A 14,716-nucleotide genomic window follows, 5' to 3' on the forward strand; every position below is an offset into this window, starting at 1 on the left:
CATGAAAAAAGTCACGGTTTCCGGTTTACTTTCCAAAAAGCAGTCCGGAGAAAAAATTGCGGCACTGACTGCCTATGACGCCAGCTTCGCCAAAATGTTTGATGAACAGGGCATTGATATTATGCTCATTGGTGACTCTCTGGGCATGGTTCTGCAGGGTCAGGATGATACACTGCCGGTAACCACCGACGACATCGCCTACCATACCCGTGCAGTAAGACGCGGGACTTCCCGCGCGTTTGTCATCGCCGACATGCCGTTCATGAGCTACAGCACTCCCGAGGTGGCCTTTAGTAATGCCGCCACGTTAATGGCAGTAGGCGCCAGCATGGTTAAGCTGGAAGGTGGCAGCTGGCTGGCTGAGACTATCACCGGTTTAAACCAACGTGGTGTACCTGTGTGTGGGCACCTGGGTCTGACTCCCCAATCGGTTCACGTATTTGGCGGGTTTAAAGTTCAGGGGCGTGAACAGGACAAGGCAGCCAAACTTATTGAGGAAGCCATAGCCCTGGAACAGGCAGGCGCTCAGTTGCTGGTGCTTGAATGTGTGCCCTCTTCGCTGGGCAAGGCGGTAACGGAAAAAGTCTCCATTCCGGTTATCGGTATTGGCGCCGGTAAAGATACTGACGGGCAGATTTTAGTCATGCATGACATGTTTGGCATCAGTGCCAACTATATGCCGAAATTTTCAAAAAATTATCTGGTTGAGACAGGTGATATGCGCAAGGCCGTAAAGAAGTACATTGATGATGTACAAACGGGCGCTTTTCCCTCGGCTGCACACAGTTTCGAATAATCATGAAAAACCTTACTACCATTGCTGATTTGCGGGACCTCCGAAAAGGCTGGCGTCAGGCGGGTAAGTCCGTTGGATTTGTACCCACCATGGGCAACCTGCATAACGGTCACTTGCAGTTAGTTCGCGAAGCAAAAAAGCACTGCGATGTTGTCGTTGTCAGTATTTTTGTGAATCCCATGCAGTTTGGCGCGAACGAAGACCTGGACGCCTATCCGCGTACGCTGGAAGCCGATCAGCAGAAGCTTATGTCACTGGCAGTTGATGCGTTGTTTCTGCCCACCGCGGACATCATGTACCCGAAAGGGCTCGATCAGCAAACCTTTGTCGAGGTGCCGGGTATTTCTGATGTGGTTTGTGGCGCCAGCAGGCCGGGTCACTTCCGCGGTGTTGCGACGGTAGTCACTAAGCTGTTCAACATGGTCCAGCCAGAACACGCTTTTTTCGGCGAGAAGGACTATCAACAGTTGCAGGTAATAAAAGCGCTGGTAGAAGACTTGTCCATGGATATTCAGATCCACGGTGTCCCTACTGAGAGAGAAGCATCCGGTTTAGCGATGAGCTCTCGAAATGGTTACCTCAGCGACGAACAGAGACAAACGGCATCAACGCTAAATGCACTGATGCTGTCACTTCGTAACGATATTCTTCAGGGTGAACGCGACTACACCGCCCTTGAAGCGAAGTACTCAACATCTCTAAACGACGCCGGATTCACTACAGACTACGTGTCTGTTCGCCATGCCAGAACACTGCAAAACGCGACAGCGGATGATCAGGACCTCGTCATTCTCATTGCCGCCTACCTTGGCAAAACACGGCTTATTGATAATATTCAGGTGCATCTCTCCTGATAGTCAGGTCAACACCGTTGCAACACGACATCAAAAAGAAAAAGCCGGACGACTGTCCGGCTTTTTCTTTTTGATGTCCAGCGTTGGCACTTATCGTACGTCGCTTTTACTCCCGACGCTTTTTTCGACATACCAATGGCAGTGCAATTTTAAAATGGCTATGCCGTTAGCGAGCGCTCACTTTTTGTTAATGCCCGCCACACTTTAGTGCCTGTCGCAATCAGATGTTGCTCGGCCAGAATGGCGGCAAGATCTTTATGTGTAGTTAATGGATTCGCCAGCACCACCCGGAACACAGTAATAGAGCCGTCAGGATAATCCGGCGCTTCCAGACGCGTTCGAGACACAAACGATTTACCGGCTTCACGCTGTTGCTTCTGCACATTCACTACCAGCCGGTCTACTTTTTGGTTTAACTTGTGCCGCGCCGTTCCTTCCGTACTTTTTAACGCTGCCTGAACGCTCGCAGGGCATACACGGTATGTTAGCAATGACAACGTTGGGGAGGTCACCAGCTCGAAATCAGGGTGACGCTCAATCATATCGGCAAAGGCTTTTGCTTTCTCGATACTCTGATCAATTAACAGCTCATAGCCACGGCGTCCAAATATATGCAGTGAAGCATACACCATCATTGCCATACCATTGCGCGACCCTTCCAGTGTGGTGGCCCCTAAATCTTTGGAGCCTTCACGCAAAATATACTGTGCGTGGTGACGCACGGCGTTAGCATCTTCCGGATTTTTAAACAGTGCCATACCCGCGCCCATTGGCACATACATTTGCTTGTGCGCGTCAATGGTGACCGAGTCTGCCCGGTCAATGCCTTTCAAACGGTGGCGGTACTGATTGGAAAACAGCGTGGCGCCTCCCCAGGCAGCATCAACGTGGAACCAGCAACCCAGCTCCTGTGCTACGTCAGCCAGCTCATCAAGGGGATCGACGTGACCGGTTTCTGTGGTTCCACCAATCCCTACGATTGCCAGCAGCTTGTTTCCCTCTTCCTGGTAGCGTTTCCCTGCCGCAAGGGCTTCTTCAGGACGTAAGGTTTGTTCTGGACAGGGTAATGAAATTAACTGCTCACGCCCCAGTCCCAGCGCATCAACCGCTTTAGAAAGCGAATAGTGGCCGCGTTTTGAGCACATCACGCCCATGTTGTTAATACCGTAAGCACGATAAGCAGAGGCCAATCCGGCCTTTGCTACACCGCTAAAGCCATCTTTCGGGCCGAGTACTTTATTACGGGCTACCCATAACGCCGTGATATTGGCGACCGTGCCGCCCGAGCAGAAAGCGCCCAGCGCATGACGTGCGCTGTGAAGATATTCGTCGTAGTAGTCTTCACTGCGATCATATATGAGGTTATGCATCATCCCCAGCACTTGCCGCTCGAGCGGTGTAAACGCTTTGGAGGTTTCGATTTTCACCAGGTTCTGGTTCAGGCCCACCAGTAACTTCGCCAGTGGTAAATGAAAATACGGCAATGCCGAGGTCATATGACCGATAAACGTTGGTGAATAAGTGTTAACTGAATGCGCCACCAGCTTATTCAGCAAGCTTTCGGCATGCGACGACACAAACTCCGGCGATTCCGGTACGCGGGAGTCAGAAAAGTCCTGCTCTATCTCTTCCAGCGAGGTCTTTTTGGTTACCACGTGCTGAGACAGAAAGTCCAGAATATTGTCTGACAGATGCTGCTCGATCTGAGCCAGTTTGGAGTCTTTGTGCTCAGGCTTGGTAAAGACCCGGAACAAGTGCTTCAGACTAACTTGTGCTTCACCCACTGAACGCACCTCATGATTTGCTACCGATTGCCAGCATAATTACTGACGCCTGCGATTCTGGCTTTCCGCTACACTGTGCAACGCACTGACAGGCGCACTGAAAACTTAGCAATCGTCTTTCAAAGAGGCGAACTTTACCCCAGAATGGGAGCTACGCCAAGGGTGGATTATGCCATGGCACAGCGTTGATGTCTGTTTGCAACGCCACTCCTTAGTCATTTTTCTGCGGTCTGGGCTTTCGCCCTTATACTGTCCGGCTGCATGTGAAGGATACTGGCTTTTGCTGTTCTTATGCCGCTGGCTTCCATGCCCCGCTGTCTAGGACAGTCCAGTCAGAATATTGGTATTTGGCTCTCCTCTGCTATAGTCAGAAGAAGGAAAAACAGGAAACCGGACTATGCCGATTCGCGAGGTTACTGACACATTTAATCTGGACGATATTGTGCCTTATTTTCAGCCTATCGTTGATCTGGAAAATCAGCGCGTGTGGCGTTACGAGTGCCTGGCACGCCTTATCACGCAAAACGACAAAACGTTTTTACCCAGTGAATTTTTGTATCTACTGGAACGCCATAATCATGTTCACCAGCTGACGGAAACCATGTTTTGTCAGAGCGCTCGTTACTTCGAAGACGTGAATATTCCCTGGAATATCAATCTGAACGCCAGCGACCTGTCGAACGACGCCCTGACCAGTAAGCTAATTGCACATCTGGCTAACTACCCAAACGCCAGCAGGGTTAGCGTAGAAGTGAGTGCCAGTGCCGCGCTAAGCCATCAGTCTCAATTGCATACCTTCATTGACCGCAGCCTGCACAGCGGCCTTGGCGTATTTATCGATAACCTGGGTACATCGCCGGGCAATATTAAAACGCTCCTGTCCATGCCAATCCGGGGCATCAAGCTGGCAGGAGGACTTATTCGTCACTATGACTCGCAAGGGGAAGTCAGAGAGTTTGTGGATCATGTGTTGGAAATGACGCACGAACGCAGCATCAGCGTTGTCGCTGAACATATCGAGAACGAAGACATTCTGGAAAAAGTCAGAAAGCTACCCATTCGCTATGCGCAGGGCTATGTGTTCAGTAAACCCATTCCGGCACCAACCAAACACTAACGGTGTCACTTTCTCGGTTAGCAACGCCAATCGCTTTTACACTACAGGGAGCAAAGAAATACGCAAAGCGGCGTCTATGTTGCCCGGTACCGACAGTAGACGCCTAACCAGCGCCAGCTACGCCGCTTCCTCGGCAAAACACAATAGCTTCCAGCACACCTGCCCGCTGCGGCGGTATTTCCGCTCGAATGGCGTGAAATGATCATCGCCAGTAATTTCTTCAAGTGATGAGGCCAGACCATAATGCGCGCTGGCCTGAGCAAACTCCATTAAATACAGCGGCCAGTTACTTCTGACTTCTACCGTTTGGCATAACGCCATCAGGTCTGCCATCGCCGCACTGGCATACCAGCGCTTCTGAATTTGCGCACTTTTCGGATACGGGTTGGGATACAGCAAATAATGCTTTTCCACCAGCCAGTCTGACTGACGTAACAACCGCCAGAAATCATTCACATCGGCTCTGATGACCCGGTAATTATGGCTGTCGGCTGCATAACTTGTGTGCTTTTCGACACGCTGAGCTGACTTGTCCAGCCCGATTACCCGATGATCCGGGTAGATAGCGGCCAGTTTCGCCGTACTCTCTCCAACACCACAGCACGAATCCAGGATCAGTGGCCCACGGTAGTCGGCGAGCCAACGCTCCATTTCGGCGAACGCCTGTTTTGTGTGCTCACCTACCGGACGCTGGTTTTCGGCGCTCTGATAGCGTTTTACCAGCGCATCCAGCTTTTCGTGAATCCCCGTTTGGTTAGTCGTAATGCTGCGGGAATTTCCCTCTGGCTGTGACATTAGCTACGGATCCCCTTACCGGTTTTCAGAAGGTAATAGGCAATACCAAACAACAAGGCATTAAACCCAATCAGCAGCATAACCGACGTCACAATACCCACATCAGACACCCCAAGGAAACCATAGCGGAAACCATTTACCATATAAACTACAGGATTGGCCTTACTCACCCACTGCCAGAACTCAGGCAGTAGTGTCAGAGAGTAAAACACACCACCAAGGTAAGTTAGCGGTGTCAGCACGAAGGTGGGTACCACACTGATATCATCAAAGGTTTTTGCAAATACCGCATTGATCAATCCTGCGGTAGCAAACAGCGTAGAGGTCAGGATCAGCGTCAGCACAATGACGCCAAGATTGTGAATTTGCACGTCGACAAAGAACAGCGACACCAGCGTGACAATCACGCCGATAATCATGGCCCGCGCTACACCGCCACCAACATAACCCAGAATAATGACTGCTGTTGGCACCGGCGCCACCAGCAACTCTTCAATATTGCGCTGGAATTTTGCGCTGAAGAACGACGACGACACATTCGAATACGAGTTGGTGATCACTGACATCATAATGAGGCCCGGCACAATAAATTCCATGTAGGTAAAGCCACCCATCTGCCCAATACGATCGCCAATCAGACTGCCGAAGATGATAAAGTACAAACTCATGGTGATTGCCGGAGGAACCAGGGTTTGCACCCAAATGCGCAAAAAGCGGGTACATTCCTTTATCCAGATGGTATTTAACGCCACCCAGTTTTGTGCGAACCAGCCTTTTTGTGCTGGCTGTACCTCAGACTGTGTCTCTGTTCTGGACTGCGTCATATCAAGCCTCCTTTAATGCATCTTCGGCGGATTCGACAAGGCGCACAAACAACTCTTCCAGCCGGTTAGATTTATTCCGCATACTTAACACCTGCACACCCTGCTCAGAGAGTTGCGCAAATACCGGGTTTAGCCCTTCCGACTTTTCCACATCAACTTCCAGTGTATGCGCATCGGTAAGGCGGTACTCGAAGCCTTTCAGTATCGGCGGAGTGTCTGCTTCTGTGATATCCAGAATAAACGTCTCAATATTGAGCTTCGCCAGCAACGACTTCATACTGGTATTCTCAACGATAGTGCCTTTGTTAATAATCGCGATATTGCGACACAGCATTTCCGCTTCTTCCAGATAATGCGTGGTCAGGATAATCGTAATGCCCTGCTGGTTGATTTCTTTCAGGAACTGCCACATAGAACGGCGGATCTCGATATCTACGCCGGCGGTGGGCTCATCGAGAATAAGCAATTTAGGTTCATGCATCAGGGCCCTGGCAATCATCAGGCGACGCTTCATACCACCGGATAATTCCCGCGCTCTGGCGTTGCGCTTTTCCCATAAATCCAGTTGCGCAAGATATTTCTTTGCCCGTTCTTTGGCTACATGCCGTGGCACGCCATAATATCCCGCCTGATTCAGCACAATCTGCATCACGGTTTCAAACTGGTTGAAGTTGAATTCCTGCGGCACCAGACCAATACACGCTTTTGCGGCTTCTTTCTCTTTATTAAGGTCGTAACCAAAAACTCTTGCCTCTCCGGCGGTCTGGTTCACCAGCGAACTGATAATGCCGATGGTGGTGGATTTCCCCGCGCCGTTGGGACCAAGAAGGGCAAAGAAGTCTCCTTCCTCAACGACCAAATCCACACCTTTGAGCGCTTGTACACCGCCCTTGTAGGTCTTGGATAGCCCTGTAATATCTAATGCTTTCATGCACGAACCTGTCAGTTGTGAGTTGCTGATCTTTTGCTATGTTTACATGGCGGGTGGAAAACGCGCCACATGATATATCAGACACTACAATGTAAACATGCCTGAATGTCGAGACGCGATATCAAGCTCCCAGTTGCCTTTAAGGATAACATGAGGCGAAGAAGAAACCCGGAAGCGATTTATACCACGTCGCGCGGTGGGATGAGTGTGACTTCAGTCGTACTCAGGTCAGTCGGGCACGTTCAATGCCCGATGCCTTGCGCCCACATGCCGTTTTCGATTATGCGTACGAAACCGGCTGGGTAGAAATGCTACCACTTTACGAAAAATCAACCCCGGCACCAGCCTGGATATGACAGTCTGTGAGGTATTTATGGCTCATCTCAAACCGCTCCCGGCATCAACCACCCCTTCTCTTGAAGAAGATTTTGCGGTATTTACAAACATACTTGGCTTTATTCCAAACAGCCTTCTCACCATGCAGCGACGCCCCGATATCGTCAAAGGCTTTGCCGCACTAACCCGCGCAGTGATGTCTGAAGAAGGAACGGTGGATCCCGGTTTTAAGCGGCTTTTGTCACACTTTGCCAGTCGCGCGGCAGGTTGTCAGTATTGCGAAGCGCATTCACTCATCGCGGCAGGTATCCATGGTATTTCAGATGACAAAATCAACGCGATATGGGAATACAAAACCAGTCCGCTCTACACAGCGGCAGAAAAAATCGCGCTGGACTTTGCTCTGGCGGCAGGCAGTGTGCCCAATGCCGTATCGGACTCCCTGATTGCAGAAATGAAAGCACACTGGAATGAAGGGGATATTGTAGAAATCCTTGCCGCAATAAGCCTGTACGGCTTTTTAAATCGCTGGAATGACTCTATGGCGACGGAGCTGGAGTCCGCCCCCACCGAGCTCGGCCGACGCGTGCTAAGCCAGGGAGGGTGGACAGGGGGTAAACACATTTCCGGAAACCAACGATAGCCAGTCCAATAATGCCAGACAGTGCCACCCATACGGGGGTTCACCGTTCAGTTATTGGCTATCTTGCTTTAACGTAGTCATGACGCTGGCGACTAGGCAAAAGTGGTTGCCGGCCTGTTACAAGATGCTACCGCTTAGCTGTAAGCGTGTTTGAGTCTTCGCTTATCTGCATAACGACTCGGCGGTCAAAGAATGTCTCCTCATAAGACTGCCCCGCGCTTTTCTCTTCACCCATCGCTACAGTGAATACTTGCTCACTTTTAACGCCCTTGGCGGTCAGATATTTTTTTACACTTAAAGCACGTTGCATAGAAAGCGCCTGGTTAAACGCTGCATCACCGCGGTTATCGGCATGTCCGGTTAGTCTGACGGTCAGTTTGTCGTGCCGGGCCAGTGCATCAGCGATTTTATCCAGTTGGGTGTGATAGGTTGGCTCAATCGTCACCGAGCCGGTTTTAAACTGCACGCTGCTTTCAATTGCCAGCACTTTTTCTGTCGTTTCTGCCTGATAGTTCACCCTGGTAATACGTGCCTCTTTTTGCATTGCAGAGAGCTCATCGTGCATGGCAAACAGTGCCTGTTGAGAGTCGTTTAGCGCTTGCTGTGATTTTGCCAGGGCCTGACGGGATTCATCCAGCCGCTTTTCCTGTACCTGATCATTGCCAATCATCGCGCCAATGACGCCTGCCACAGCGGCACCAACTGGCCCGGCGACTACAGCACCAATGATCACGCCTGAACCCATGCCTATGGCGGCAGAGCGATCAGCCTCGTCATCACGTTCAGATTTCGCGCTTACCGGCGCAGACAGCAGCGCGGTTAAAACCGCTGCGGTGGCAAAGGATTTCTTGTTAAAGTGTGTCATCATTATTTTACTCTCCGGATAAAAAAGCACTGCGCACCGGTTGGTGTTGTGCGCAGTGCAACGGGTCAACGGTGTCTATTACACCGCCTGATTGAGGCAGCTTTGCTGTTGAAAAGAGGAAATGTGATGACAAATCAGGGAAAAAGCTGGCGGTTTGCCTGGTCAGTACATAATTTCCCGCGCAGTATTCGGCAGAGTGTTCACCCCTATCGTCGTGCAGGCAAGTGCCTTGTCACCTGGCTTAGCAGCGTGCCGTTCAATAACAGCGAAACAGAATATGGCATAAATGTGGCGCGATTCTGGATTTTATGCCGAACTCAGGCTTTGAGGTTTACTCATAAGGTATAGTGGTGTCGTCAATCGTTGTTAAGGAAGTAACATGCCAAGAACCATTGCGTTAGTTGAAGATGATCCGGCTATCCGCGAAAACTACACCGTGGCATTGAAAAACCAGGGTTATCAGGTAAATGCATACCGTGACCGGCCGTCTGCCTCTGTGGCGTTTGAGGAGGCGCTGCCGGATTTGGCCATCATTGATATTGGGTTGAATGAAGAGATGGAAGGCGGCTTCCTGCTATGCCAGCAACTGCGCCGGTTGTCCCAGTCACTGCCTATCATATTCTTTACTGCCCGCGACAACGATGTAGATACCATAAGCGGCCTGCGCATGGGCGCAGATGACTACCTGACCAAAGACATCAGCATGGCGCATCTGCTGGCGCGTATTGCGGCGCTATTCCGGCGCACCGATTTACTGGCTGCGCCGAAGCAACAAAGCGAACAAATCCGCCTTGGTCATTTACAGGTAGATGTAAGCCGAATGACGGTAAACTGGAAAGCCGAGCCTGTCGCCCTGACAGTCACCGAGTTCTGGATGCTGCATGCACTGATTAAACATCCCGGGCATGTTAAAAGCCGCCAGCAGTTAATGGATGAATCCCGAATGGTAGTTGATGACACGACCATCACGTCTCACATCAAGCGCATGCGCAAGAAATTTGTTCAGCTTGATGAAACCTTTGATCATATCGATACCGTCTACGGTATGGGTTACCGCTGGCAGAATCATTAGGAACCACAATGCAGTTTGGTTTTTCTATCCGTTTACAGCTGTTGCTGCTGTCACTGTTTTTATTTGCTATCCCATGGCTGGGATACAAATATGTCTGGGAGCTGGAGCAATACCTAAGAACGGGGCAGGAACAAACCATGATCGGCACTGCCCGCGCGGTAGCCACTGCACTGCACGAACGCCCGGCACTGTTTGACAGTCAGTCTTCTTATTTGCAGACCGTGCGTCCTGGTACGGATCTCTACGCACCGCCAATAGACACGCCCATCCAATTAGACGGTAAGCTAAACGACTGGGAAACCATCACCCCACTGGCCCGCCAGTATGGGGAAGAGCAGGTAGTCAACTGGTTTCAGTCTACCTTTCCCCGTCCTGAGGTAAGTTTATCCTTTCAGCATATGGTCGGCCGATTTGGCCAGTACCTGTATGCCATGTTTGATGTGACTGACGATAACGTAATCTGGCGACAGCCAAATAGCCTTAGTATCGACCGAAGTGACCACTTACTAACTGGATTAATGCCGGAATCCGGAGAGCTTCAGCGATTTATTATTGCGCCGTATCAGGAAGGATGGGTAAATGCCTTCAGGCTGGACGACGATCTTTCCCGCTACCGTGCTGCAGATAATGAGTTACGCATTCAGGGGCGGTGGCTTCGCACCCCCGATGGCTACAACATTGAGCTTCGTTTTCCACTGGAAATGACCTCCGGCTCGCTGGCGTTCGCGCTGGTTGATATCGATGATCCCGCCACAAGAACGAAGCAATACGCCATCGGCACGGCTGATCCCAATACCTCTGACGGTCTGGGTACGGTGGTCACGCCATCACCGGAAATTGAACGCATTCTATCGGGACTTAAATATGCTGACTCGCGGGTTTGGGTTGTCGATAAGCATAAACGGGTGCTGGCCCGCGCAGGAAACCTGCAGTCATCAGCCGGCTTTCGCGCATCCCAGCGTCCCGAAAGCGAATTGCCCTGGTGGCGTTGGGTTGAGAAGCACTGGCTGTTACCGCTGTATTATCACATCCTGACCAAACCTCCTGCCGACTTCATCGATGAAATGGAGGACGCTTACGCGCTGGTTGGAAAAGACATTACTTCAGCACTGGAGGGTCAGCCTGACTCACTCTGGCGGCTAACGCCAGATAACAAAGCAGTGGTGCTGTCAGCTGCCTACCCTATTTACATCGGCGAGAGCGTCATGGGCGCGGTGGTGGTAGAGCAGACTACCAACGGGATCCGTACCTTGCGCAACCGGGCACTGGAAGAACTGTTCCACGTCATATTGGCAGTCATGCTGCTGGGCACAGCCGGCTTACTGTTGTTTGCTAATCGTATCTCCTCCCGTATTCGCAAGCTAAGAGACGACACAGAAGCGGTGATTGATGATAACGGTAAAATCATCGGCGAGTTAACACCTGCCAGACAGCGAGATGAAATCGGCGATCTCTCACGGGCTTTCGGTGATGTGTTGAGCCGTCTTCAGCAATATAACTCGTACCTGGAGAATATGGCCTCCAGACTCTCTCACGAGTTACGCACTCCCATTGCCGTGGTTAAATCATCGCTGGATACCCTTTCGCATATTGATGATCGTGAGGAGCAAGCCGTTTTTATCAGCCGGGCTCAGTCTGGAATAAGCCGGCTTAGTACGATATTAAACAGCATGAGTGAGGCAACCAGGCTGGAGCACGCTATTGCTCAGGAAGATATTGAAACCTTTGATGTCACCAAAGTAGTGACTGGTTGTGTAGCCGGCTATCAGCACGCATACCGTACGCGTCAGTTTAAGCTAAAAGGGGCAGAATCGAAGATGCCTATTGCGGGTTCTCCGGAACTCTTCGCACAGATGTTGGACAAGATTGTGGCCAACGCTACGGAATTCAGTGAACAGGATGACGCCATCACACTAAACCTCTGGCGAGAGAGTAAAAGCATCAAGCTCAGCGTGACAAATCCCGGCCCCACATTACCTGACGGAATGAAAAGTCAGCTATTGCAGTCGATGGTATCGGTCAGACCCGACACCTCCCGTCATCAGGACACATCCCATCCCCACCTTGGTCTCGGGCTGTTTATTGCCAACATGATTGCGCAGTTCCATAAGGGTAGCCTGACGATTGATAACCTGCCTGATAAAACCGGCGTCTGCGTCGTCATCACCCTCCCTGTAACCTTACCCTGAGTCTTACTTAAGGATTACTTAAAAAACCCTCCACAAAATTACAAATGACAATTGTTATCATTTGCATTTACGAAACTGCGTCGTTTCCTTATACTGCATCGCGAACACATAATAACTGCAAATCAGGACAAATGATGAAACACACTCGACTACACCTGGGGGCATCGACGATTGCTGCGGCTCTGACGTTCGGTCAGGCTCCGGCAATCGCAGATGAAACCCCGACATGCAACGAATCGAACGCAAAAGAATGCAACGCAAAGGACGAACAGGCGATTGAACTTATCCGCATCCACGGGGTGAAAAGCTCAGTATATCGATATGATCGCTCTGGCGACCCCCGACACCTCGCGGATTTAGTTGATACGCCCCAAACCATCAGTGTGTTAACCCAGGATCAAATTCAGGAAAGCGGCAAAACTGACCTTAAGGACATCCTCTCTGCGCAGGCAGGCGTGACCTTAGGCACCGGTGAGAACGGAAATGCGTTTGGCGATCGCTATATTATCCGCGGTCATGAAGCACGAAGCGATGTATTCGTTGATGGTTTGCGAGACCCTGGCATGACCACCCGTGAAAGCTTCGCTATTGAACGTGTCGAGATCACTAAAGGCCCCAGCTCAACGTTTGCGGGGCGAGGCTCGTCCGGTGGTGCAGTGAACAGTATTACCAAGAAAGCTTCTACCAGTTACAGCTTTGGTCGCGTCGATATCAGCGCCGGCACTGACGATCACAAACGTCTGACAGCGGATTACAATCAGGCAATTAACGACAACTCAGCCTTGCGCATCAATGCTTTGGCGGCAGACGAGGACAAACCGGGGCGTGAAGGCATTGAACGGAAACGCACCGGATTACAACTCTCCTACACTATCGACCCGACAGAGAAACTGTCGTTCATTGCGGATGCCTATTACCTGGACGCGGAAGATAAGCCGGACCTGGGGAGCTATTTTGACCGCGATACCCGTCGACCGTTGAAGGACATTCCGGTATACGCACAAGATGAAGACTTTCTGAATTCAGAAGTAAAAACCTTTACGCTTCGCACCGAGTACGAAATTAACGACCATCTGCGGTTATATAACGCCACACGTACCGGGAATACAGAAAATGAATATATCGCCACCGGTTTGCGGGGGACGACGCGCGATGCAACAGATCCGGTGGCACCAGGGGCAGAAACGCTGGTGTTAAGCACCCATCAGGGCTGGCAGGATGTAGACTATGTTACCACGCAGTTTAATTTATTCTGGGACACCGAGTTCGCCGGCCAGCAACATAAACTGGTATTTGGCTTCGAGTACACTGACGAGTCAGTTGATAATGGCGTTTTCGCTGTCGAAAACACCAATCCGACAAATTGTCTGGTTGGAGGCCGCCGCGGCGTTTCTGAGTCATATTGTATTCTGGATGGCAATGGCAACAGCGTTGATAACATTGGCAGTCTGATGGGCAAAACATTCACCCGAGGTGGCGCAGATGCCCTGTTTGATATCGAAACCGTGTCTTTTTATGTGATGGACATGTTCGAACTCACCGAACAGTTCGATATTTTCTGGGGACTACGACAGGACAGCTTCGATTATTCGAATGCCACCAGCGGTTGGAGCGGCGACCAGTTATTCGATTTTTCTGACGACATGTATAACGGACACCTGGGTGTGGTGTATGAGCTGTCTGACATCACCAACCTGTATGTCACCTACAGTACCGCAACGAATATCAATGGCGGGGAGTCTGATTTAGGTGCGAACTGTGGCTATGGTGGGCTCTGTGGCTCTCCCGAGCAAGCGGCGCAGGCCGATCCTGAACGTGTTGAAAACATTGAGCTTGGCGCTAAGTGGATGGTGTTTGATGACAAACTGATGGTAACAGCTGCAGCGTTCCAAATTACAAAAAGTGATGTGCACGAGAGTGTCGGCGACGCTTACTCAACGCTTGGTACGCTTAATACCGGTGAAAACCGGGTGAAAGGTATCGAGATTGGCTTAAGTGGTGATGTTACCGATAAGCTGAGCATTCAGGCCTCTGCTACGGCTATGGATTCGGAAATACTGGCTTCCTACAACGACGCCAATATCGGCTTGGCACTGAGCAACTTTGCCGATGAGAGCTTTTACTTTCAGATGCGTTATCAGCCAAACGATAAGTTCGCTTTCGGCGGTGACTACAGCTATCAGTCAGAGATGTACGGCGGCCAGCCTGATACCGCGGCCGGGTATGATGCAGAGAATAACCGCTACAGTATTGTCGTACCTGACTATCAGGTGATTAATCTGTTTGCTACTTATTATCACAGTGACGCGCTGACTTTCCGGGTTAATGTTGGCAACGCACTGGATGAGGAGTACTGGACTGCGGCGTACCGCTCAGGCTCGTTTATGTACCTGGGAGACGGCCGCAGCGTCCGTGGTACCATCAACTACGAGTTCTGATAAACCCCGCGGCTCGTTCGCGCGTGAGGCAATGGCCACTGTGAATGAACGATTTCAGTCACAGTGGCTACT

12 protein-coding genes are annotated in these 14,716 nt (G+C 50.9%); 7 read left to right on the plus strand and 5 right to left on the minus strand.

Going from position 1 to position 14,716, the window contains the following annotated elements:
- Position 1: 1 nt before the first annotated feature.
- Both panB and panC read left to right on the plus strand, forming a co-directional pair.
- Positions 2-796, plus strand: a complete 795-nt coding sequence (gene panB, locus ACLBLI_RS16925) for a 3-methyl-2-oxobutanoate hydroxymethyltransferase (protein ID WP_414828715.1) — start codon at positions 2-4, stop codon at positions 794-796.
- Between the two features lie 2 nt (positions 797-798).
- On the plus strand, positions 799-1,650 hold the full coding sequence (panC, locus tag ACLBLI_RS16930; protein ID WP_414828716.1) for a pantoate--beta-alanine ligase: 852 nt from the start codon (positions 799-801) through the stop codon (positions 1,648-1,650).
- Positions 1,651-1,808: 158 nt separating this feature from the next.
- On the opposite strand, the gene panP is transcribed toward panC, so the two are convergent.
- A complete protein-coding gene (gene panP, locus ACLBLI_RS16935) occupies positions 1,809-3,434 on the minus strand; it encodes a pyridoxal-dependent aspartate 1-decarboxylase PanP (protein ID WP_414828717.1) in 1,626 nt (541 codons plus the stop codon).
- Positions 3,435-3,831: 397 nt separating this feature from the next.
- On the opposite strand from panP, the gene ACLBLI_RS16940 reads away from it, so the two are divergent.
- Positions 3,832-4,551 carry an EAL domain-containing protein gene (locus ACLBLI_RS16940; RefSeq protein ID WP_414828718.1) on the plus strand — a complete coding sequence of 240 codons (720 nt, stop codon included), beginning with the start codon at positions 3,832-3,834 and terminating at the stop codon, positions 4,549-4,551.
- A gap of 117 nt (positions 4,552-4,668) precedes the next feature.
- Here the strand turns inward: ACLBLI_RS16940 and trmB are convergent, their stop codons facing one another.
- Genes trmB through ACLBLI_RS16955 form a run of 3 tightly spaced genes read right to left on the minus strand, consistent with a single transcriptional unit; the run spans position 4,669 to position 7,101 of the window.
- Positions 4,669-5,346, minus strand: a complete 678-nt coding sequence (trmB, locus tag ACLBLI_RS16945; protein WP_414828719.1) for a tRNA (guanine(46)-N(7))-methyltransferase TrmB — start codon at positions 5,344-5,346, stop codon at positions 4,669-4,671.
- Entirely contained in the window at positions 5,346-6,170 is an 825-nt protein-coding gene (locus ACLBLI_RS16950) for an ABC transporter permease (protein WP_414828720.1), read from the minus strand. Before ACLBLI_RS16950 ends, trmB begins: the two co-directional genes overlap by 1 nt.
- 1 nt (position 6,171) lies before the next feature.
- On the minus strand, positions 6,172-7,101 hold the full coding sequence (locus ACLBLI_RS16955) for an ABC transporter ATP-binding protein (protein ID WP_414828721.1): 930 nt from the start codon (positions 7,099-7,101) through the stop codon (positions 6,172-6,174).
- A 373-nt stretch (positions 7,102-7,474) separates the two neighbouring features.
- Between ACLBLI_RS16955 and ACLBLI_RS16960 the strand changes: the two genes are divergently transcribed.
- A complete protein-coding gene (locus tag ACLBLI_RS16960; protein WP_414828722.1) occupies positions 7,475-8,080 on the plus strand; it encodes a carboxymuconolactone decarboxylase family protein in 606 nt (201 codons plus the stop codon).
- A gap of 127 nt (positions 8,081-8,207) precedes the next feature.
- On the opposite strand, the gene pdsO is transcribed toward ACLBLI_RS16960, so the two are convergent.
- Positions 8,208-8,948, minus strand: a complete 741-nt coding sequence (gene pdsO, locus ACLBLI_RS16965; protein ID WP_414828723.1) for a sortase-associated OmpA-like protein PdsO — start codon at positions 8,946-8,948, stop codon at positions 8,208-8,210.
- Between the two features lie 376 nt (positions 8,949-9,324).
- Here pdsO and pdsR point away from each other — a divergent pair, with 376 nt between their 5' ends.
- The 3 genes from pdsR (at position 9,325) to ACLBLI_RS16980 (ending at position 14,644) form a co-directional block, all read left to right on the plus strand.
- A complete protein-coding gene (pdsR, locus tag ACLBLI_RS16970; protein ID WP_414828724.1) occupies positions 9,325-10,017 on the plus strand; it encodes a proteobacterial dedicated sortase system response regulator in 693 nt (230 codons plus the stop codon).
- Positions 10,018-10,025: 8 nt separating this feature from the next.
- The gene (pdsS, locus tag ACLBLI_RS16975; RefSeq protein WP_414828725.1) at positions 10,026-12,206 is read left to right on the plus strand and encodes a proteobacterial dedicated sortase system histidine kinase; all 2,181 of its coding nucleotides are present in this window, start codon (positions 10,026-10,028) and stop codon (positions 12,204-12,206) included.
- Positions 12,207-12,337: 131 nt separating this feature from the next.
- Positions 12,338-14,644, plus strand: coding sequence for a TonB-dependent receptor (locus tag ACLBLI_RS16980; RefSeq protein WP_414828726.1), 2,307 nt, complete (start codon positions 12,338-12,340; stop codon positions 14,642-14,644).
- Positions 14,645-14,716 lie beyond the last annotated feature (72 nt).

Source organism: Alteromonas sp. H39, from assembly GCF_047556435.1.
Lineage (GTDB): Bacteria > Pseudomonadota > Gammaproteobacteria > Enterobacterales > Alteromonadaceae > Alteromonas.

Bases quoted from the DNA above. Each gene is read 5' to 3' on its own strand.
- panB (WP_414828715.1), top strand. From the start codon at position 2: ATGAAAAAAGTCACGGTTTCCGGTTTACTTTCCAAAAAGCAGTCCGGA.
- panC (WP_414828716.1), top strand. From the start codon at position 799: ATGAAAAACCTTACTACCATTGCTGATTTGCGGGACCTCCGAAAAGGC.
- ACLBLI_RS16940 (WP_414828718.1), top strand. From the start codon at position 3,832: ATGCCGATTCGCGAGGTTACTGACACATTTAATCTGGACGATATTGTG.
- trmB (WP_414828719.1), bottom strand. From the start codon at position 5,346: ATGTCACAGCCAGAGGGAAATTCCCGCAGCATTACGACTAACCAAACG.
- ACLBLI_RS16950 (WP_414828720.1), bottom strand. From the start codon at position 6,170: ATGACGCAGTCCAGAACAGAGACACAGTCTGAGGTACAGCCAGCACAA.
- ACLBLI_RS16955 (WP_414828721.1), bottom strand. From the start codon at position 7,101: ATGAAAGCATTAGATATTACAGGGCTATCCAAGACCTACAAGGGCGGT.
- ACLBLI_RS16960 (WP_414828722.1), top strand. From the start codon at position 7,475: ATGGCTCATCTCAAACCGCTCCCGGCATCAACCACCCCTTCTCTTGAA.
- pdsO (WP_414828723.1), bottom strand. From the start codon at position 8,948: ATGATGACACACTTTAACAAGAAATCCTTTGCCACCGCAGCGGTTTTA.
- pdsR (WP_414828724.1), top strand. From the start codon at position 9,325: ATGCCAAGAACCATTGCGTTAGTTGAAGATGATCCGGCTATCCGCGAA.
- pdsS (WP_414828725.1), top strand. From the start codon at position 10,026: ATGCAGTTTGGTTTTTCTATCCGTTTACAGCTGTTGCTGCTGTCACTG.
- ACLBLI_RS16980 (WP_414828726.1), top strand. From the start codon at position 12,338: ATGATGAAACACACTCGACTACACCTGGGGGCATCGACGATTGCTGCG.